Origin of the sequence: Aeromonas sp. 2HA2 (assembly GCF_029237345.1) — a bacterium.
GTDB classification, from domain to species: domain Bacteria; phylum Pseudomonadota; class Gammaproteobacteria; order Enterobacterales; family Aeromonadaceae; genus Aeromonas; species Aeromonas salmonicida.
Map to the genome: position 1 here is coordinate 206225 of NZ_JAACGB010000005.1, position 19809 is coordinate 226033.

At 62.3% G+C, this 19809-nt stretch carries 15 protein-coding genes and 1 other RNA gene; 13 read left to right on the forward strand and 3 right to left on the reverse strand.

The window, feature by feature from the left end; all coding sequences use genetic code 11:
• Positions 1 to 28 precede the first annotated feature (28 nt).
• The 5 genes from GWQ29_RS09580 (at position 29) to emrD (ending at position 6246) form a co-directional block, all read left to right on the forward strand.
• Positions 29 to 1558, forward strand: a complete 1530-nt coding sequence (locus GWQ29_RS09580) for an ABC transporter substrate-binding protein (protein ID WP_275919301.1) — start codon at positions 29 to 31, stop codon at positions 1556 to 1558.
• Complete coding sequence (locus GWQ29_RS09585) at positions 1555 to 2517, forward strand: ABC transporter permease (RefSeq protein WP_275919302.1); 963 nt, start codon at positions 1555 to 1557, stop codon at positions 2515 to 2517. The genes GWQ29_RS09580 and GWQ29_RS09585 overlap by 4 nt, the downstream gene beginning before the upstream one ends.
• A 2-nt stretch (positions 2518 to 2519) precedes the next feature.
• On the forward strand, positions 2520 to 3326 hold the full coding sequence (locus tag GWQ29_RS09590; RefSeq protein ID WP_275919303.1) for an ABC transporter permease: 807 nt from the start codon (positions 2520 to 2522) through the stop codon (positions 3324 to 3326).
• Positions 3323 to 4756: an ATP-binding cassette domain-containing protein gene (locus tag GWQ29_RS09595; RefSeq protein WP_275919304.1), complete on the forward strand. Its 1434-nt coding sequence runs from the start codon at positions 3323 to 3325 to the stop codon at positions 4754 to 4756. The genes GWQ29_RS09590 and GWQ29_RS09595 overlap by 4 nt, the downstream gene beginning before the upstream one ends.
• 290 nt (positions 4757 to 5046) lie before the next feature.
• The gene (gene emrD / locus GWQ29_RS09600; protein WP_275909361.1) at positions 5047 to 6246 is read left to right on the forward strand and encodes a multidrug efflux MFS transporter EmrD; all 1200 of its coding nucleotides are present in this window, start codon (positions 5047 to 5049) and stop codon (positions 6244 to 6246) included.
• Positions 6247 to 6300: 54 nt separating this feature from the next.
• Here emrD and GWQ29_RS09605 read toward each other — a convergent pair whose 3' ends face one another.
• Positions 6301 to 7209 carry a LysR family transcriptional regulator gene (locus GWQ29_RS09605; RefSeq protein ID WP_275919305.1) on the reverse strand — a complete coding sequence of 303 codons (909 nt, stop codon included), beginning with the start codon at positions 7207 to 7209 and terminating at the stop codon, positions 6301 to 6303.
• 180 nt (positions 7210 to 7389) lie between these two features.
• Here GWQ29_RS09605 and fdhD point away from each other — a divergent pair, with 180 nt between their 5' ends.
• On the forward strand, positions 7390 to 8178 hold the full coding sequence (fdhD, locus tag GWQ29_RS09610; RefSeq protein WP_275909359.1) for a formate dehydrogenase accessory sulfurtransferase FdhD: 789 nt from the start codon (positions 7390 to 7392) through the stop codon (positions 8176 to 8178).
• Positions 8165 to 10456 (forward strand): FdhF/YdeP family oxidoreductase, encoded by a 2292-nt coding sequence (locus GWQ29_RS09615; RefSeq protein ID WP_275919306.1) that lies wholly within the window; start codon positions 8165 to 8167, stop codon positions 10454 to 10456. Before fdhD ends, GWQ29_RS09615 begins: the two co-directional genes overlap by 14 nt.
• An 80-nt stretch (positions 10457 to 10536) precedes the next feature.
• Here GWQ29_RS09615 and ssrS read toward each other — a convergent pair.
• Together ssrS and zapA are read right to left on the reverse strand one after the other, a co-directional pair.
• A non-coding RNA gene (gene ssrS, locus GWQ29_RS09620) (6S RNA) lies at positions 10537 to 10719 on the reverse strand.
• A 16-nt stretch (positions 10720 to 10735) separates the two neighbouring features.
• Positions 10736 to 11068 (reverse strand): cell division protein ZapA, encoded by a 333-nt coding sequence (zapA, locus tag GWQ29_RS09625; protein ID WP_005310350.1) that lies wholly within the window; start codon positions 11066 to 11068, stop codon positions 10736 to 10738.
• 173 nt (positions 11069 to 11241) lie between these two features.
• Between zapA and GWQ29_RS09630 the strand changes: the two genes are divergently transcribed.
• The 6 genes from GWQ29_RS09630 (at position 11242) to gcvP (ending at position 19783) form a co-directional block, all read left to right on the forward strand.
• Positions 11242 to 11811, forward strand: a complete 570-nt coding sequence (locus GWQ29_RS09630; RefSeq protein ID WP_017411397.1) for a UPF0149 family protein — start codon at positions 11242 to 11244, stop codon at positions 11809 to 11811.
• Between the two features lie 228 nt (positions 11812 to 12039).
• A complete protein-coding gene (ubiH, locus tag GWQ29_RS09635) occupies positions 12040 to 13263 on the forward strand; it encodes a 2-octaprenyl-6-methoxyphenyl hydroxylase (RefSeq protein WP_265461334.1) in 1224 nt (407 codons plus the stop codon).
• Positions 13264 to 13365: 102 nt separating this feature from the next.
• On the forward strand, positions 13366 to 14610 hold the full coding sequence (locus tag GWQ29_RS09640; protein ID WP_275919307.1) for an FAD-dependent 2-octaprenylphenol hydroxylase: 1245 nt from the start codon (positions 13366 to 13368) through the stop codon (positions 14608 to 14610).
• 415 nt (positions 14611 to 15025) lie between these two features.
• Positions 15026 to 16123, forward strand: coding sequence for a glycine cleavage system aminomethyltransferase GcvT (gcvT, locus tag GWQ29_RS09645; protein WP_111589704.1), 1098 nt, complete (start codon positions 15026 to 15028; stop codon positions 16121 to 16123).
• A gap of 90 nt (positions 16124 to 16213) precedes the next feature.
• Positions 16214 to 16603 (forward strand): glycine cleavage system protein GcvH, encoded by a 390-nt coding sequence (gcvH, locus tag GWQ29_RS09650; RefSeq protein ID WP_005310365.1) that lies wholly within the window; start codon positions 16214 to 16216, stop codon positions 16601 to 16603.
• 303 nt (positions 16604 to 16906) lie between these two features.
• A complete protein-coding gene (gene gcvP, locus GWQ29_RS09655; protein WP_275919308.1) occupies positions 16907 to 19783 on the forward strand; it encodes an aminomethyl-transferring glycine dehydrogenase in 2877 nt (958 codons plus the stop codon).
• The last annotated feature ends 26 nt before the right edge of the window (positions 19784 to 19809 follow it).

Consider the following 19809-nt stretch of genomic DNA (forward strand, 5'->3'; position numbering starts at 1 on the left):
TATGACAATGATTATTCGGATGGAGACGATGACAAAAAAATACGCCTATTCAGGATGGTGTGCCCTGGCGTTGCTGGCAGGCATGAGTGCTGGTGTCCATGGCAAGCCGCTGACCATGGTGGGGCCATGGGAAATCCACAGCATCGACCCGGCCAGCAACGGTGTCTTTTTTACCCGTTTGCAGGTAGCAGAGACCCTGGTCGAAGTTGACAGTCAGGGAGGCTTGCAGCCGGGGCTGGCCAGTGATTGGTCCCGCTCAGAGGATGGCTTGCAGTGGCGATTCACGCTGCGCCCCCACGCCCATTTTCACGATGGCAGCAAGGTGAATGCCGAGCAGGCTGCGTTTGCGTTGCAACAGGCTTGGCGCAAACCAGGGGTACTGACCAGCGCACCGATTACCGCCATTGAGGCCAAAGAGGGGGCGCTGCTTGTCACCCTTGCCCACCCCTTCGCCTCGCTGGCGGCTGTGCTGGCCCATCCCAGTACCCAGATCCTGGCCAGGGGGGCATATGACGACAAGGGGGAGGTGACGCAGGTGATTGGATCCGGCCCCTATCGCATTACCCGTTTGCAGCAGCCTCAGCGGATCGAAACAGCGCGTTTTGACCGCTGGGATGGCCCCCAGGCCGCCATCGAGCAGGTCAGCTACCTGACGGTCGGGCGCGCCGAGAGCCGTACCCTGATGGCAGAGAGTGGTCAGGCTGACATCGCATGGGGACTTGATCCGGTCAGTATACGCCGTTTGCAACAAGCGCCCAGGGTGGGCATCGCCTCTGTGACCTTGCCACGCACCATACAGCTCAAACTCAATGGGGCCGATCCACGTCTGAGCGATCCGGCCGTGCGGCGTGCGCTCAGTCTGGCCATCAACCGCAGCGGCATGGCGGCAGCCCTGCTGCGGGATCCCGAGATGGCGGCGACCCAGCTCTTTCCTCCCAGTCTGAAGGAATGGCATCAGCCCGGCTTGACACCGCTTGCCTATGACGTGGAGGCGGCGCAAGTGGCCTTTGCCGCGGCAGGCTGGCAGAAGGGGGCCGATGGCGTGCTGCACAAGGGGAAGGAGCGCTTCACTCTGACTCTGCGCACCTTCCCGGATCGCCCCGAGTTGCCTCAGCTGGCGACGGCGTTGCAGGCTCAGTGGAAGGAAGTGGGTGTCGAGCTCAAGGTGGCGGTGGGCAACTCGAGCGAGATCCCGGCAGGTCATCAGGATGGCTCGCTCCAGCTCGGCCTTTATGCCCGCAACTATGCGCTGGTGCCGGATCCGTTGGTGACCCTGCTGGGCGACCTTGCCCCTGCCGGAGCCGACTGGGGGGTAATGAACTGGCAATCCCCTGTACTGACAGCTCAACTGGCGCGGCTTGGTCGTGAAGCCTTGCCCACGCAAGAGGCCGCCATGCTGAGGCGTGACATCGCCGCTACCTTGCAACAGGAGTTGCCGCTGCTGCCCATTGCCTGGTATCGCCAGAGTGCAGCCGTCAGCCGCCAGCTCAAGGGTTTTGAACTGGATCCCCAAGAGCGCAGTTATTACCTGACCAGGCTGACTTGGGGTGCGCAATGACAGGCTTGCCCTTATCTGCTGTCGTGGGCGTCCTGAGTCAGCGTCTGGTACAGGCACTGATGGTGGCGCTGCTGGTGGCCGGGCTCTGTTTTCTGATGGTGCAATCCTTGCCCGGGGATATCGCCTTTCGCATCGCCGCCGGTCGCTACGGCTATGACTATGTCACCGCAGAGGCGGCGAACGCTGTGCGCCATGAACTGGGGCTGGCCGAGTCGGCCCTGTCCCGCTTCGGCGACTGGCTGGCCGCCTTGCTCCAGGGGGATCTGGGCAGCTCGCTGGTCACCGGGGCTCCGGTCGTCGGTGAGATTGGTCATCATCTGGGGGCGACTTTGTCGCTGGCACTGGCCGCCGTTGTGCTGGCCCTGTTGCTGGCGCTGCCCCTTGGCAGCCTGAGCGCCTTGCGTCCGGGGGGGCTCTGCGATCGGCTGACTCTGGCCTGGAGCGTACTGATGCGGGCACTGCCGCCCTTTCTGCTTGGTCTGGTGCTGATGGTGCTGCTCTCGGTGGAGCTGGGTTGGTTCAGTGCCGCGGGGCACGGGGAGGGGCACAACCTCTGGCTGCCCGCCTTTACCCTGGGGCTTGGCCTATCCGGCGTGCTGGCCCGGGTCGTGCGAGAAAGCGTGCTCACTGTCGTGCAGTCCGATTATTACCGCTTTGCCCTCACCAAGGGGCTGTCGCCAGTGCGGGTATTTCTGCGCCACGGGTTGCGCAATACCGGGGTCAGCGTCATTGCCTACACCAGCGTACAGCTGGTGCTCCTGATTGAAGGTGTGGTGGTGGTCGAGAGTCTGTTTGCCTGGCCCGGTATAGGCCATGCGCTGGTGCATGCCATCTTCTGGCGCGACGTGCCCATGGTGCAGGGCACAGTGCTGGTGCTGGCTGCGCTGTTTGTGCTGCTCAACACCCTGACCGATCTGCTCTGCCTCGCCATTGATCCTCGCGGTCCCAAGGAGTCTTGATCATGTCTCTCTCATTGAAAGCCGGCGCGAGCCTGCTCCTGCTGGTGGTGCTGTTTGCCTTGCTGGCACCGCTCATCTGGCCCGATCCTGCCGCTCAGGATCTGGTCAACTTTCTGGCCGACCCTTCCTGGCAGGAGCCCCTCGGGCGGGATCAGCTGGGACGCAGCCTGATGGCGCGGCTGGCCGCGGCTACCCGCTTGTCGCTGCTGCTGGGGATCCTGTGCGTCATGACGGCCGCCCTGCTCGGTTCTCTGCTGGGGTGGCTCTCGGCCTGGCGCGGTGGCTGGGCAGATGGGCTGCTGCGCAGCCTGGCCGACGGTGTGCTGGCCCTGCCCAGCCTGCTGCTGGTGCTGTTGTTCTCCGCCATGGCTCAGGGCGGCTTTGCCATCCTCTATCTCGGTCTGGCCATGGCGCAGTGGGTGGAATACTACCGGGTGGTGCGGGCCCGCGGTCGCACCTTGCTCGCATCACCCCAGGTGGAGGCGTCCCGTCTGCTCGGTTTTGGCAACGGCTACATAGTGCGCCGCCACCTCTGGCCCGAGCTGGCACCCCAGTTGCTGACCATGATGGCGTTCGGTCTGGCGGGGACCATTCTGACCCTCTCCACCCTGGGCTTTGTCGGGGTGGGCATTCAGCCCCCCACCCCTGAGTTGGGGCTGATGATGACGGAGGCGTTGCCGCACTATCAGGAGGCACCCCGTCTGCTGCTGGCCCCCATCATTGTGATGGGCTTGATGCTGCTGGCACTGGTGCTGCTCAACCAGAAGGCAGTGCCCCATCCCCGTTCTTCACAAGGAGCCAGGTCATGACTGCTATTCACATCAAGGGCGTGCAGGTTGGCGATGGCAAGCAGACCCTGCTGCAAGCGCTGGACTTGACCCTGACTCCCGGCAGTGCCCTGACCCTGGTGGGGGAGAGTGGCTCGGGCAAATCCCTGCTGGCCCATGCCCTGATGGGCACGCTGCCTGCACCGCTACTTGGGCAAGGCCAGCTTGAGGTGGCCGGTCATCACTACGATCTGGCCGAGCCCCATCAACTGCGTGCCCTGTGGGGGCGGGAGCTGGCGATATTGCCGCAAGAGCCTGTGATGGCACTCGACCCTACCATGGGGCTGCTGCACCAAGTGGAGGAGGGCTGGCTTGCGGGAGGTCAACAGGCCCGCTCGCGGGCGAGAGCCTCCCTCGAGCACCTGGGGCTTGCAGGGCGTGAGCGTCATTTCGCGCACCAGCTTTCCGGCGGCATGGCCCAGCGAGCCGCCTTTGCGGCCGCCACCCTGGGGCAGGCCCGACTGCTCATCGCCGACGAGCCCACCAAGGGGCTGGACAGTCTGGCCCGCGCCAGGCTGCAAGCGCTGCTGCTGGGCTATCTGGCGCAGGCTCGTCAGTTGTTGACCATAACCCACGACCTGACTCTGGCCCGGGCGCTGGGTGGCTGGGTGTTGGTGGTCAAGGGGGGCGAGATAGTGGAGCAAGGCCCTGCCGAGCGGGTGTTGCATCACCCGGCCCACACCTACACCCGGGCCCTGCTGGCGGCAGAGCCGGCGGCCTGGCCCAAGAAAAGTGCACCGGCCACAGGCGACTGGTTGCTCAGGGGCGAGGGGCTGACCATGGGGTATGGCGAACAGACCCTGTTCCAGGGGCTCGATGTACAACTGGCAGAAGGGGAGCGGCTTGCCATCATGGCGCCGAGCGGTGCGGGCAAGAGCACCCTCGGCAATGTGCTGCTCGGTCTGCAGCGTCCCTTGAAGGGGGATGTGGTGCGCCGGGAAGGGGTCGCTCACCATCGCTGGCAGAAACTCTATCAGGATCCTGTGCAGGCGTTTGCCAGCCGGGGGCGCCTCGGGACCCTGTTTGACGATCTGCTGCGCCGCCATCGGTTGCCCCGTCAGCGTCTCACCGATTATCTGGCGAGGCTGGGGCTCGATGAGAGCTTGCTGAGGCGTCTGCCGGGTCAGGTATCTGGGGGCGAGTTGCAGCGGCTGTCGCTGATCCAGGCCCTGTTGCTGCGCCCCGTAATGCTGTTTGCCGATGAGCCCACCTCCCGGCTCGATCCCCTCAGTCAGCAGCAGACCATGACCTGCCTGCTGGAGGAGCTGGGAGAGATCGGCTGTGCCCTGCTGCTGGTGACCCATGACGAAGCCCTGGCCGACAAGGTGGGGGAACGCTGTCTGCGGCTGGGGATGACGGCAGGCACCCAAGATGAGGGGCTGGATGTTGCCCGCGTGCGGCGGACAGTATGATGACGAGGTCTGAAGGCATCTTGTCGATGATAACCCCTTGATTTGTGTCGCTGACGGGGTGAATAACCCCGTCACATTAGAAAAACTAGGGAAAGCTGATTATAAAGATTCGTTCGTTTTTCGTGATCTGAATCACTAAGATCACCCCAAGCCAAGGGAGTGTCCTGCTCCCGGCCGGTGCGGGTTCTCCGCCTTGTATTTTCACCTTTGATTGACTCTGTTTTTTGGATCCCCTCTGCAGATTATCTGCCAGGGGAGCGGCAGCTTTTGATGATTTGCGGGACTGAGATATGTATCGGCACAGTTTTTACCCTCTGTTTTTTCTGACCATTCTCATGGTCGCTGTGGGCCAGATGACCCAGACCCTGTATGTGCCCTCCATTCCCATGATGGCGGGGGACTTCAACGTGGCCTCCGGCCAGTTGCAGGCGGTGATGGCCTGTTACCTGATCCCGTACGGGCTCTCCCAGTTTGTCTATGGTCCGCTGTCGGATCGCATCGGCCGTCGCCCCGTGCTGCTTGTCGGCATGATGGTGTTTCTGGTGGGGACACTGACCATTCAGCTGATCCCGAGCTTCACGGCCCTGCTGATCGGCAGCCTGATCCAGGGGCTGGGTACCGGTGCCGGTGGTGCCATGAGCCGGACCGTGATGCGCGACCGCTACAGCGGCGCCGAGCTCAATCGGGCCAACAGTCTGGTGAGCATGGGGGTGATCTTCTCCCCGCTGCTGGCCCCCGTGTTGGGCGGCTGGTTGACCGAGCTGTTCAACTGGCGTGCCGGCTACTGGTTCCTGTTTGGTTTTGGTGCCGTGACTACCCTGGCCCTGCTGGCCTGGTTTGGTGAAACCCTGCCGGTGGCGGCGCGTCAAGAGCGGCTGCGGGTCGGTGCCGCCTACCGCCACGTGCTGGGCAATCCACGCTTTCAGGGCAACCTGCTCTGCCTGATGGCGACCTTTGCAGGACTTGCCGTGTTTGAAGCGGCGGCTGGCGTGCTGCTGGGCGATGTGCTCAAGCTGAGCGCCCGCACCGTGAGCGTGCTGTTCGTGTTGCCGCTGCCCGGTTATCTGTTCGGTGCCTGGCTCTCTGCCAAGCTCAGTTTTCGCCTGAGCCAGGGCAAACTGATGCGCCTTGGCATCGCCTTCCTGGCGCTGGGGTCGCTCATCATACTGCTGCCAGGCCTGTTCGGGGTGGTGAGTGCCGCCTCTTTGGTGGGGGGCGCCGCTGTTTACTTCATCGGTAGCGGCATCCTCTATCCGACCGCGACTTCCTGCGCCATCGAACCCTTCCCGGGTCAGGCAGGGACGGCTGGCGCCATTCTTGGCGGGATGCAGAACCTGGGGGCGGGGATAGTCACTCTGCTGGCGGCTTGCTTCCCGATGGAGGGCCAGGTGACCCTGGGGGCCATCATGACGATCATGGTCCTGCTGGTAGCCCTGAGCTTTGCCTGGCTGCGCCACCATGGATCGCCCCACGAGCAGATGGCGACCTGATCCTGTCTGTGCTCCTTGCATAACGAAGAAGCCCGCCATTGGCGGGCTTCTTCGTTATTGCGCCCAGCCTATGGTGGCGTCTTCTGCCACCAGATCCAGAAAGGCCCTCATGGCGGGGGTGATGCTGTGCTGGCGAGTGAGGAAGACGGTGCTGCCGGCTTCGATCGGTTCTAGGGGATGACAGACCAGATCAGAGAGCTGGCTGGCGGAGTGGGCGAGGCCAGCGCTGACGATGGCCCAGCCCAGCTGGTGGCGCACCGCACTTACCAGATGGAACAGGGAGTCTGTCTCCAGCACCACATTCAGGTTTATCCGTGCGCGCTCGGCGGCGAGATCCAGGTATCGGCGAAACTGCATGGCGCGGCTTGGCAGCACCAGTGGCCGGGTTTGCAGACTGGCCAGGGTCATGGGCGCAGAGGAGGGGAGGGGCTCCGCCGCGCCGCGGTTTTTCAATACCGCCATCCGGTTGTGACCTTGAGGGTAAAGGTTGAAGGCGTGCCTGCCGGGTTCACCGGGGGGCTCGTCAAACCCCAAACCTATGTCGCACTGGTGCAGCGCCAGTTGTGACAGCAGGGCTTCGTTGCTCAGCACCGACAGGCGAATGACGATATCTGGGTAGCGCTGCTTGCACCTGGCAATGAGCGGCATGATGTCGACATTGGATTGGGGCACTATGCCGATGCGCAAGGTGCCCGACAGTTCGCCGTGAAACAGCGCCAGCTCCTGCTTGAGCGCCTCCTGTTCGAGCAGCATCCGCTCGGCGTACTGGCGCACCAGCTCGCCCGCCTCGGTGAGGGCGACGAACTGGCTGGTGCGCACCACCAGATCCGTGCCCAGGTTTTTTTCCAGTGCCGTGATGCTGGCCGACAGGGTCGGCTGGGTGATGTGGCAGGCTTTGGCGGCCTTGGCAAAATGCCGATGCCTGGCCAGTTCGTGGAAATAGTGCAGTTGCTTGATGTTCATGGCGGTGTTGCGAGGCGTCTGGCGGGGTGATACTTAAAATTAATCAATTGAAAATTCATCGTCAATAGAGTGATTCTATCGGGAGATAGATTTAATTCATTGGTTTTGCCGGTGCTGCCTCTCTAAACTTGAATGCAGTTTGCATTTTTAGGCCAACCTTTCATGCCTGCAGCCAACCCCATGGTTCAACCTGCCGTCCACCATGCCTTGCCTTCGCTGGATCATCTGGTGGAAGAGGTGGCGGTATCCATCAATATCAATGGCATCAACCATGCGGTGATGATGGCGACACCGGACGATCTCGACGATTTTGCCATAGGATTTCTGTTCTGCGAGTCGATCATCCGGCACAACCACGATGTGCACGATATCCGGGTATTCCCCGCTGAACATGGCTTTGTGCTGGATGTGACCATCGCCAATCGTTGTCTGGCGCAGCTACAGCAGCGTCGGCGCAGGCTGACTGGCGCCACCGGCTGCGGCATCTGCGGGGTGGAGGCGGTCGAGCAGGCATTTCCCCCATTGCAGCCATTGCCGCTCACCCCACCCCTTGATGTCGCCTTGCTGGCCGAACTGCGCCCGCAGATCGCCAGCTGGCAGCTCAAAGGGCAACACTCTGGCGCCCTCCATGCGGCGCTGGCGCTGGATGAGCAGGGGCGGATCCTCCACTGCCGCGAAGATATAGGGCGCCACAATGCCCTCGACAAGCTGATCGGCTTCCTGTTGCGCCAACCACAGGCCTGCGACACCCTGCTGGTGACCAGTCGCTGCGGCAGCGAGCTGGTGCAAAAGGCGGCGCTGTTCGGCGCTCGCCACCTCGTTTGTCTGGCGTCCCCCAGCCAGCTGGCGGTCAGGTTGGCCCTCAAATACAACCTCAACGTCGTCCATATTCCCAAGCTTGATGCCCCGGTCAGCTACTCCAGCTATCGCCCGGCGGATCCCATCGGAGAGTGCCATGAGTCATATTGAAAAGCCTGCCAAAGCAGGCGGTTTTTCGTCCCTGCAGTCCACCATGAAGCAGGTGTTGCGTAGCCAGAAGACCCGCCAGAACATCAAGAATCTGCTGCGGGTCAACCAGACAGACGGCTTCGACTGTCCGGGCTGCGCCTGGGGCGACAACGATCACGGCGCCTTCCAGTTCTGCGAAAATGGCGCCAAGGCGGTGGCCTGGGAATCCACCGGCAAGACGGTGGGGGCCGCGTTTTTTGCGGCCCACTCGGTGCGCCAGCTGGCCACCCAGAGCGACTACTGGCTGGAGTATCAGGGGCGGCTGACCGAGCCCCTGCGCTATAACCCCGCTACCGATCACTATGAACCGATAAGCTGGGATGAGGCCTTTGCGCTGATCGCCGATACCCTCAGGGGGCTCGACAGCCCGGATGAGGTAGAGTTCTACACCTCGGGCCGTGCCAGTAACGAGGCTTCTTACCTTTATCAGCTGTTTGGTCGCCTGTTTGGCACCAACAACTTCCCCGATTGCTCCAACATGTGCCACGAGGCGAGCGGGGTGGCGCTGACTCAGTCGGTCGGCGTCGGCAAGGGCACTGTGGTGCTGGATGATTTTGACCGTGCCGAGGCGGTGTTCGTCTATGGCCAGAATCCGGGCACCAACCATCCGCGCATGATGAATGCCCTGCGCAAGGCGGCGCGAAATGGCTGCAAGATTGTCAGCTTCAACAACCTCAAAGAGGTGGCCCTCGAGCGCTTTGCCAGTCCGCAGAGCCCCCTCGAGCTGCTGACCCCGGCGGCCACCACCATCAGCCATCAATACCTTACGCCCAAACTGGGCGGCGACATGGCCGCCATCCGCGGCATGGCCAAATACATGCTGGAAGAGGCGCCCGAGGTGGTGGATCGCGACTTTATCGCCCGCCACACCCGCCATTTTGACGAGTACGAGGCGCAGGTGCGCGCCACCGGCTGGGTCGAGATCGAGCAGCAATCCGGCCTGACTCGCGCCGATATCGTGCAGGCGGCCCGCGTGTTTGCCGCCAGCCGCAGCGTCATCAGCTGCTGGGCCATGGGGCTGACCCAGCATCTGCACTCGGTCGACACCATCCGCGAGATAGTCAACCTGCACCTGATGCGCGGCCAGATGGGCAAGCCGGGGGCAGGGCTCTGTCCGGTGCGGGGCCACAGCAACGTGCAGGGCAACCGCACCATGGGGATCAACGAGAAGCCCACCGCCGCCTTTATCGACCGGTTCGAGCGTCACTTGCAGGTGAGCCTGCCGCGGGCGCGCGGTCACAACGTTTATGAGGCGCTCAAGGCGCTGCATGAGGGCAAGAGCAAGGTGCTCATCTGCCTGGGCGGCAACCTGGCTGCGGCAGCGCCCGATACCGACTTCACCTACGGGGCGATGAAGCAGGCCGAGCTCAATGTGCAGATCAGCACCAAGCTCAACCGCAGTCATCTGCAGGTGGGCAAGGCGGCGCTGATCCTGCCCTGCCTCGGCCGAACCGAGCTCGATATCCAGCGCACCGGCAACCAGAAGATCACGGTGGAGGATACCTTCAGCATGGTGCACGCTTCGACCGGTACGGCCGAGCCGGTGTCGCCGCTCTGCTTGTCAGAGACCGACATAGTGGCGCGGATGGCCCATGCCACCGTGGGCAGCGAGCGGGTCGATTGGCTGGGCCTGCGCGATGACTATGGCCGCATTCGCGATCTCATCGAGCAGACCATCGCAGGTTTCACCGATTTCAATGCCCGCATCCAGCAGCCGTGTGGCTTTCATCTGGACAACGCCGCGGCGCAACTGACGTGGAATACCACCAGCGGCAGCGCCGAGTTTCGTACCAGCACCCTGCCGCGCTCTGTGCTGCCGGAGTGTACCCGCCATGCTGAACAGATGAGCGATCAGCCGGTCTTGCTGCTGCAGAGCCTGCGTTCCCACGATCAGTACAACACGACTATCTACGGCATGGACGATCGCTATCGCGGCATCAAGGGCCAGCGCAATGTGGTGTTTATGAACGGGACGGATGCCCGCCGCCTCGGTTTTGCCGAAGGGGACAGGGTCGATATGGCGGCCATCTGCAACGATGGGCGCGAGCGGGTCGTGACCGGATTCAACGTGGTGATCTACGAGATCCCGCAGGGCAATATCGCGGCCTACTATCCCGAAACCAACCCGCTGGTGCCCATCGACAGTATCGGGGAGGGCTCGTTTACCCCCACCTCCAAGTCGATACCCGTGCTGGTAACCGCCTCTCGTCAGCAGGAAAATCTGCTGCTGAGCAAATGAGATAACGCTGCCGTGCCGGTTGCTGAGTGATCTTCAAGCAAAGAAAAAGCCCGTCATCGTGATGACGGGCTTTTTGCTGTTGGTACCCCGGAGATGCCGTTGCCGGTTTGGGCCCTTGAACCGTAGGTTCAAGGCGGGAATCGAATCTGACCGCAGGCTTCTCGGTCGTGCCGAGCATGCGCAATAGCCAGAAGGCCGATCCCCTGTTGGGTATGATTATCGGCTCGGGGACTTGAACCGGCTGACGCACATCCCAGGGAATTTTAAAACGTTGCGCGATTAGGGCTGCTGGCCCTGTTCGCTGGATTCGCCATACTGTCCGTGTTCGATCAGCGCCGCTTCTATGGTGCGTTGCAGCATCTTGATCCGCTTGTCCATGGTCTCAGAGTATTGGTGATTCTTCTCTTTTTCAAGGCAGAGCTCATGGCAAAAATTGAGTGCTGCCATCACCGCCAGCTGTTCGTTGCTGGAGACCTTGGAGCGCTGACGCAGCTCTATGAGTTTGTCAGTCAGCTGGTCGGCGGCCTGGCGCAGGGCGTCCTGCTGTCCCAAGGGACAGGATACCTTGTAGGGACGTCCCAAAATGACGATTTCTACGGCCTCTGTGCTCATGCCTTCCTCAATACGGCGGTGCTGATTTCCGCCTTTATCCACGTGGACAACTGGGCGGGACTATATAGCGCAGATGCAGAAGTTTCAAGGCCTTGCTGGCTCTGGAAGGGGGAGAATGCTAGGATCCTGACCATTAATTCTGCATATTTGCCTGAACTTTGAGCGGATCTTCGATGAGCAAAACGAACCCCCTGAAATACACGGCCGTGGCCGACCTGATGGAACAGCATGAGCTGATGGCAACGGCGGTGGAGGCCCATGGCGTGATCTGCGGTCTCGTCTGCGGTGGCGTGGCACTGGATGACAAGAGCTGGTTGCCGCCTTTCAACGATCTGGTCAACGACGGTTTCGGCCTGCCGGCCCCGGTGCGCCAGGTGATGACAGATCTCTATCACGAGATAGTCGAGAGCCTGATGGCCCAGAAGGGTGTCGAGCTGCTGCTGCCAAGCGACGAGGCGCCGCTCGACGAGCGCATCGATTCGCTGGTGGACTGGTCCCAGGCATTCCTGGCCGGTTTTGGTGTGGCGCAGCAGGAGCTGTCCAAAGCGTCTGAAGAGTTGCAGGAGATGATCCAGGACATCGCCAGCATCACCCAGGTTTCTGCCGAGTTCGATCAGGAAGATGATGAAAACGAAGCCTCCTTCCTGGTGCTCTACGAGCATGTGCGCCTGGGGGTCATGATGACCTTCGAAGAGTTTGGCAAACGCCCGGATACCCCGATCGCACCGCCGACCTTGCATTGATTGGCCCTTGCGATCGTCACTGCGACAGAAACAGCATAAAACAACGCAGAGCGCCCAGGTGGCGCTCTGCTTTTATCCGGCCGGGTTGCAGGTGTCGGCTTGCTGGTATAGTCCGGCAGGTTTTCGATTGCGTCATGGCCGCCCCCCGATTTTTGCCCGTGGCTTCGCATCCTGGCCCACTGCTTTGTGATAGCATGAGGCCACGTTTTAGCTTCCCCCTCTCATCTCATGTCTCAATCTGATCTGGTTCACGTCGATGTGGCTATCGTCGGCGGTGGAATGAGTGGCGCCGTGCTGGCGCTCTCCCTCGCAGCGCTACGAGGTGCTGATGGCAAGCCCCTGCAGATCCTGCTGCTGGAGGCGAGTGCCCCCGAGCTCACGCTTCACCCTGGCTTCGATGCCCGTGCCATAGCGCTCTCTGCAGGCACCTGCGAGGCGCTTGCCCGCCACGGACTCTGGCCTCGCTTCGCCCCTCACTGCTCCCCCATCACCCAGGTTCATGTCTCGGATCGGGGCCATTGTGGTCAGGCCAGACTGTCGGCGACGGAATATGGTTTGCCCGCGCTCGGTCAGGTGATTGAGCTATCGGCGGCAGGGATTGAGTTGCAACAGGCGATCGCAGCCTGCCCGCAGATCCGGATGCAGTGCCCGGCCATGCTGGCCAGGGTCGAGCCGCTGGAAGAGGGGGTGGATTTACTGCTGGCCAGCGGTGAGCGTTATCAGACCCGACTGCTGGTGGCGGCCGATGGCGGCAACTCCTTCGTGCGCCAGCACTTCAAGATGGTGGTGACCCGCCACGATTTTGAGCAGAGCGCCATCATAGCTACCGTCAAGACGGCGCAGGATCCTGCCGGTCGGGCGTTCGAGCGCTTCACCGAGGGGGGCCCGCTGGCCTTGTTGCCGATGCAGGAGGGGCTCTCCTCTCTGGTGTGGAGCGTCGGGCGGGATCAGGTGGATGAACTGATGGCGCTCGATGAAGCCGCGTTTCTCGCCCGGCTGCAACAGGCGTTTGGCTGGCGGCTGGGGCGCTTCGAGCGGGCCGGTCAGCGCCACGTTTATCCGTTGGTGCTAACGGCGGCTGACTATCCACTGGCCCAGCGCACCGTGCTGGTGGGCAATGCCGCTCACCTGCTGCACCCTATCGCAGGGCAGGGCTTCAACCTCGGCATGCGCGACCTTGACCTGCTCACCCAGGCGGTCGCTCGTGCGTTTGCAGTGGGGGAGGACATCGGCAGTTTCGGCGTGCTGAGCGGCTACTGGCAGCAACGCAAGGAGGATCAGGCCCAGACCATCTGGCTCACCTCCTCCCTGGCACAGCTCTTCTCCAATGGTCATGAGCCCCTGGTGGCGGGCCGCAACCTCTTGCTCTCCCTGATGGGGCGGCTGACTTGTCTCAAGGCGCCGCTGGCTTCCCGCACTCTGGGGTTTGTGGCCGACCTGTGCCGTAAATAAGGTGTGCCGCCCATAGGCGGCAGCAAACCGCGTATTGAACGGGGTCGATGCCAATGGGCGTCCCCTGCTGACCCTGTCGGTCAGCCACGAAAGGAACAGATGATGCAGATGCAAAACGTGGATGTGGTGATTGTGGGAGGTGGCATGGTGGGCCTGGGGCTCGCCGCCGCACTCAAGGAGAGCGGCCTCAAGATTGCCATCGTGGAGGGGCAGTTGCCCGAACCCCAGCTAGGCGAGGCACCGGACAACCGGGTCAGTGCCCTGAGTCTGGCCAGCCAGCGCATCTTGCAGCAGGTTGGCGCCTGGGCCGGTATCGAGGCGCGCCGCCTGCAGCCCTACGAGAAGATGCAGGTGTGGGAGCAAGACAGCTTCGGCCAGATTGGTTTTGATGCCGCCAGCCTGCGCCAGGCGGCGCTCGGCCACATAGTCGAGAATCGGGTCATCCAGCTGGCGCTGCTGGAGGCGATCCTCGGTGACAGTAACGGGGAGGCGAGCAACACGAGCAACATCAGCCTGCTGAGCCCCGCCCGGGCAGCCAGCCTGCAAAGTGGCGAGGCGGGGTCACTCCTGCTGCTGGATGATGGCCGCGCCCTGTCGGCCAAGCTGGTGGTGGCCGCCGATGGCGCCCACTCCTGGGTGCGCCGCCAGGCCGATATTCCGCTCACCAGCTGGGATTACGGCCACCATGCCTTGGTGGCGACGGTACGCTGTGCCGAGCCCCATGAGGCGGTGGCCCGCCAGATCTTCACCCCGGATGGCCCGCTCGCCTTCCTGCCCCTGTGGCAACCCGACCTCTGCTCCATCGTCTGGTCCGTGCCCGCCACCCGGGCCGAGGCGCTGTGCGCCTGCGATGATGAACAGTTCAACCGCCAACTCACCACCGCCTTCGATGGGCGGCTGGGATTGTGCAAGGTGGAAGGGGCGCGCAGCGCCATCCCGCTCACCGCCCGCTATGCCCGCGACTTCGCCCGCGAGCGGCTGGTACTGGTGGGGGATGCGGCCCATACCATACATCCGCTGGCGGGGCAGGGGGTCAACCTCGGCCTGCTGGATGCGGCTGCGCTGGCCGAGCAGATAATGCAGAGCCAGCGTGCTGGCATTGATATCGGTCTGCTGGCCAACCTGCGCGGCTACGAGCGCTGGCGCAAGAGCGAGGCGGCCCGCATGCTGGCGGCGATGGAAGGGCTCAAGCGACTGTTCAGCGGGGCCAACCCCCTCAAGAAGCTGGTACGCGGGGTGGGATTGTGCGCCTTCGATGCGCTGGCGCCACTCAAGCAGGGGGTGATCCGGGCGGCCATGGGGCTCGATGGCGAACTGCCCGCGCTGGCCAAAGGTGAAAAAATCTAATACTACTCAGGTTTTTTTACAAAAAAACTAATGTGATGAGGCTGATGACCCATTTTGGGCATCAGCCTTTAATCTGGGTGGTGGGCGAAACGTTTTTCTTCAAATTGTGACGAAACGGTAAAAATCAAAATTTAATCTCGTGTGAGTCGCTATTCGACTGTTTTTATCACTGTTTTTACCTTAGTGTCTGGGGTCTGTTTACTGGCGGTGGATTAGTTTTTTTTGAGCGGCGCGCTCGCCCTCTTGTCATATAATCCGCTGCGTTCAAGGAATCACTCTTGCCCCATGGGGCTGGAACGAGCACAGACTCCGACTGTCTCTTCTCTTTCTGTTGCACAGGCGATTGACCGTACTGTTGGCTGTCAGAGGAAGGCGGATTGCGAGTGTTGTCGCGAACGCTTAAGGAAACACAGCGATGATCCAGACTACAGTACTGCATCCCAAGCACCTGGAAGCCGGCGCCAAAATGGTGGACTTCCACGGTTGGGAAATGCCCATCAACTACGGCTCCCAGCTGGAAGAGCACCATGCGGTGCGCACCGATGCCGGCATGTTCGACGTCTCCCACATGACCATAGTCGACTTGACCGGTGAACGGGTCAAAGCCTTCCTGCAACACCTGCTGGCCAACGACGTGGCCAAACTCACAGTCCCGGGCAAGGCCCTCTACAGCGGCATGCTCAACCCCGATGGCGGCGTCATCGATGACCTCATTACCTATTATCTGACCGATACCTTCTACCGTCTGGTGGTGAACTCCGCCACTCGCGAGAAGGATCTGACCTGGATCCGCCACCACGCCATCGACTTTGCCGTGAACGTGACCGAACGCCCCGAGCTCGCCATGATCGCGGTGCAGGGCCCCAACGCCAAGGCCAAGGCGGCCAAGGTGTTCACCCCTGAGCAGAACGCGGCAGTGGAAGGCATGAAGCCCTTCTTCGGCGTGCAGGCAGGGGATCTCTTTATCGCCACCACCGGCTACACAGGTGAAGACGGTTATGAAATCGTGGTGCCGCAAGAGAAGGCGTGCGACCTGTGGCAGGCGCTGCTGGATAACGGCGTGGCCCCTTGCGGGCTGGGAGCGCGGGATACCCTGCGTCTCGAAGCCGGCATGAACCTCTACAGCCAGGATATGGACGAAAGCATCAGCCCGCTCGCCGCCAACATGGCCTGGACCCTGGCCTTCGAGCCGGCCTCCCGCCAGTTTATCGGTCGCGCCGCGCTGGAAGCACAAAAAGCGGCGGGTACCCAGCCCAAGCAGGTCGGTCTGGTGATGGAAGAAAAGGGCGTACTGCGTGCCGGCATGCCAGTCACCTTCACCACCGCCAGCGGCGAGAAACGGGAAGGTGTGATCACCTCCGGCTCTTTCTCGCCGACCCTGGGCTACAGTATTGCCCTGGCGCGGGTGCCCCGCGATATCGGCGAGCAGGCCGAGGTGGAGATCCGCAAGAAGCTGGTCACCGTCAAAGTCACCAAGCCCGCTTTCGTGCGCAACGGCCAGAAACTGGTGTAACAACCCCATTGCGGCGAAGGGGATCGCCTTCGCCAGTACCCCTTGTACCCCCTCCAGGTACAAGTGATCCAAGTGAATAAGGAAGCACAAATGAGCCATATCCCGAGCGAACTGAAATATGCCACCTCCCACGAGTGGATCCGTGTTGAAGCCAACGGCGAGGCCGTGGTCGGTATCACAGAGCACGCCCAGGATCTGCTGGGAGACATGGTATTTGTCGACCTGCCGGAAGTGGGCAAGCAAATTGGTGCCGGTGATGACTGCGCCGTGGCCGAGTCGGTCAAGGCCGCCTCTGACATCTACAGCCCGGTGAGTGGCGAGATTGTTGCCATCAACGAAGAGCTGGAAGGCAGCCCTGAGCTGGTCAACTCAGACCCCTACGGCGCTGGCTGGCTGTTCCGCATCAAGCTGGACGATGCGGGTGAGCTCGCCAACCTGCTGGATGCCGAAGGCTACCAGAACCTGGTGGACGAAGAGTAATGCCCCCGGGCCCTGCCAACACGGCAGGGCCCGTTTGTATGTCTGCCAGCCGGACCCGTACCGGCCGGCATCAGGGTGAAGTCGCCCACGCCCGCCGCTTGCAGGTATTGCCTGCCATCGGGCCAGTCTGTTTGTGCGCTAGGTTATGCGTAACAAGGTGACCCCCTGTCGATGCTGTCGCAGCATCCGGTACCGCACTGTGCACACTGCCTGCGGTATTCAGAACATGAGTGGAGTCGGTATCAGCCGGCTATCAGGAACATCAGGTCTTGGTTACCAGGACTTATTACCAGGAATAGGGAAATGACCCAGTCACTGTTTGAACTCGAACAAAAAACCGATTTCATCCGCCGCCACATAGGCCCGGGTGAGGAAGAGCTGCGTGTGCTGCTGGCCGAGGTGGGCGCCGAGAGTCTGGATGATCTGATTGAGCAGACGGTCCCCGCCGCCATTCGCCGTCCGGGCCCGCTTGGCATTGGTGCCTCCATGACCGAAGTGGAAGCCCTAGCCAAGCTCAAGGGCTACGCCGCCCAGAACAAGATCGCCAAGAGCTACATCGGCATGGGTTATCACGATACCCATGTGCCCCATGTCATCTTGCGCAACGTGCTGGAAAACCCGGGCTGGTATACCGCCTACACCCCGTATCAGCCGGAGTTGGCTCAGGGCCGCCTCGAAGCCCTGCTCAACTTCCAGCAACTCACGCTGGACTTGACCGGCATGGATCTCGCCAGCGCCTCCCTGCTGGATGAAGCCACTGCCGCTGCCGAAGCCATGGCGCTGGCCAAGCGGATGGCCAAGTCCAAGTCTCATCTCTTCTTCGTGGCCGATGACGTGCATCCCCAGGTGATCGACGTGGTCAAGGAGCGCGCCGTGCACTTTGGCTTCGACGTGGCCGTCGGCCCTGCCAGCGATGCAGTGAGCGAAGAGGTGTTCGGTGCCCTGTTCCAGTACCCCACCACCACAGGTGAGGTGAAAGATCTGCGTGCCCTGATTGCTGCGGTACAGGCCCAGAAAGGGCTGGCTTGCGTTAGCGCCGATCTGCTCTCCCTGCTGCTGCTCAAATCCCCGGGTGAGCTGGGCGCCGATGTGGTGTTGGGCTCCGCCCAGCGCTTTGGCGTGCCCATGGGGTACGGTGGCCCCCACGCCGCCTTCTTCGCCACCCGTGATGCCTACAAGCGTTCCATGCCGGGCCGCATTATCGGCGTTTCCAAGGACGCCCGCGGCAAGAGTGCCCTGCGCATGGCGATGCAGACCCGCGAGCAGCATATCCGCCGCGAGAAGGCCAACTCCAACATCTGTACCGCTCAGGTGCTGCTGGCCAACATGGCGAGCTTCTACGCCGTCTACCACGGCCCCGTGGGGCTGAAAACCATCGCCTCCCGCGTGCACCGTCTCACCAGCATCCTGGCGCTGGGGCTTACCACCAAGGGCGTGGCCCTCAAACACGCCAGCTGGTTCGATACGCTCACAGTGCTGACCGCCGACAAGGCGGCACTGATCGCCAAAGCCGAAGGGCTTGGTATCAACCTGCGCGCCGATCTGGATGGTGCCGTAGGCGTATCTCTCTCCGAGACCACCACCCGCGCCGATGTGGCCGAACTGTTCGATCTCTTCCTCGGCAAGAGCCACGGCCTGGACGTGGAGGCACTCGACAAAGCGGCCCAGACCCATCAGGGCATTCCGCAGGATCTGCTGCGCACCGACGCCGTGCTGACCCACGAGGTGTTCAACAAGTACCACTCAGAGACCGAGATGCTGCGTTACATCCACCGTCTCGAAGCAAAAGATCTGGCGCTCAACTACGCCATGATTTCCTTGGGTTCTTGCACCATGAAGCTCAACGCCACCGCCGAGATGATCCCGGTGACCTGGCCCGAGTTCGGCAAGCTGCACCCGTTCGCGCCGCTGGCCCAGGCCAAGGGTTACCAGCTGCTGCTGGCCGACCTCGAAGACTGGCTGGTGAAGGTGACAGGTTACGATGCGGTCTGCATGCAGCCCAACTCAGGTGCCCAGGGTGAGTACGCAGGCTTGCTCGCCATCAAGAAGTACCACGAGTCCCGTGGCGACGGTCATCGTGACATCTGCCTGATCCCTGCCTCTGCCCACGGCACCAACCCGGCCTCCGCCCAGATGGCGGGGCTGCGAGTCATAGTCACCGCCTGTGACAAGTCCGGCAACGTGGATCTCGACGACCTGCGCGCCAAGGCCGCCGAGGCGGGGGAGAAGCTTAGCTGTCTGATGGTGACCTACCCCTCCACCCACGGGGTTTACGAGGAGACCATCAAGGAGGTGTGCGACATCGTTCACCAGCACGGTGGTCAGGTCTACCTCGACGGTGCCAACATGAACGCCCAGGTGGGCCTCACTGCGCCGGGCTTTATCGGCGCGGACGTCTCCCACCTCAACCTGCACAAGACCTTCGCCATCCCTCACGGCGGTGGCGGTCCGGGCATGGGCCCCATCGGGGTGAAGAAACACCTGGCACCCTTCGTGGCCGGCCACGCCGTGGTCAAGACCGACAAGGAGAGCCGCAACAACGGTGCCGTGTCGGCTGCTCCGTTCGGCTCTGCCAGCATATTGCCCATCAGCTGGATGTATATCGCCATGCTGGGTGACGAGGGGCTGAAGAAATCCACTCAGGTGGCCATCCTCAACGCCAACTATCTGGCCAAGAAGCTGGGGGAATCCTTCCCCGTGCTCTATTCCGGGCGCAACGGCCGGGTGGCCCACGAGTGCATTCTGGATATCCGTCCGCTGAAAGAGGCGTCCGGCATCAGCGAGATGGACGTGGCCAAGCGGCTGATGGACTACGGCTTCCACGCGCCGACCATGAGCTTCCCGGTGGCGGGCACCCTGATGGTCGAGCCGACCGAATCCGAATCCAAGCGCGAGCTGGATCGCTTCGTCGAGGCGATGACCGCCATCCGTACCGAGATTGCCAAGGTGCAGGACGGTCACTGGAGCCTGACCGACAACCCGCTGGTCAACGCGCCCCACACCCAGGATGACGTGATGGACGAGCAGTGGGCTCGTGGCTACAGCCGCGCCGAGGCGGTCTTCCCGTCCGACGCCGTGCGCGCAGCCAAACTCTGGCCGTCAGTGAATCGCATCGACGATGTCTACGGCGATCGCAACCTGTTCTGCTCCTGCATCCCCACCGAGGATTACGCCAAGTAATCGTGGTGCAGAGTGAATGAGGGTTA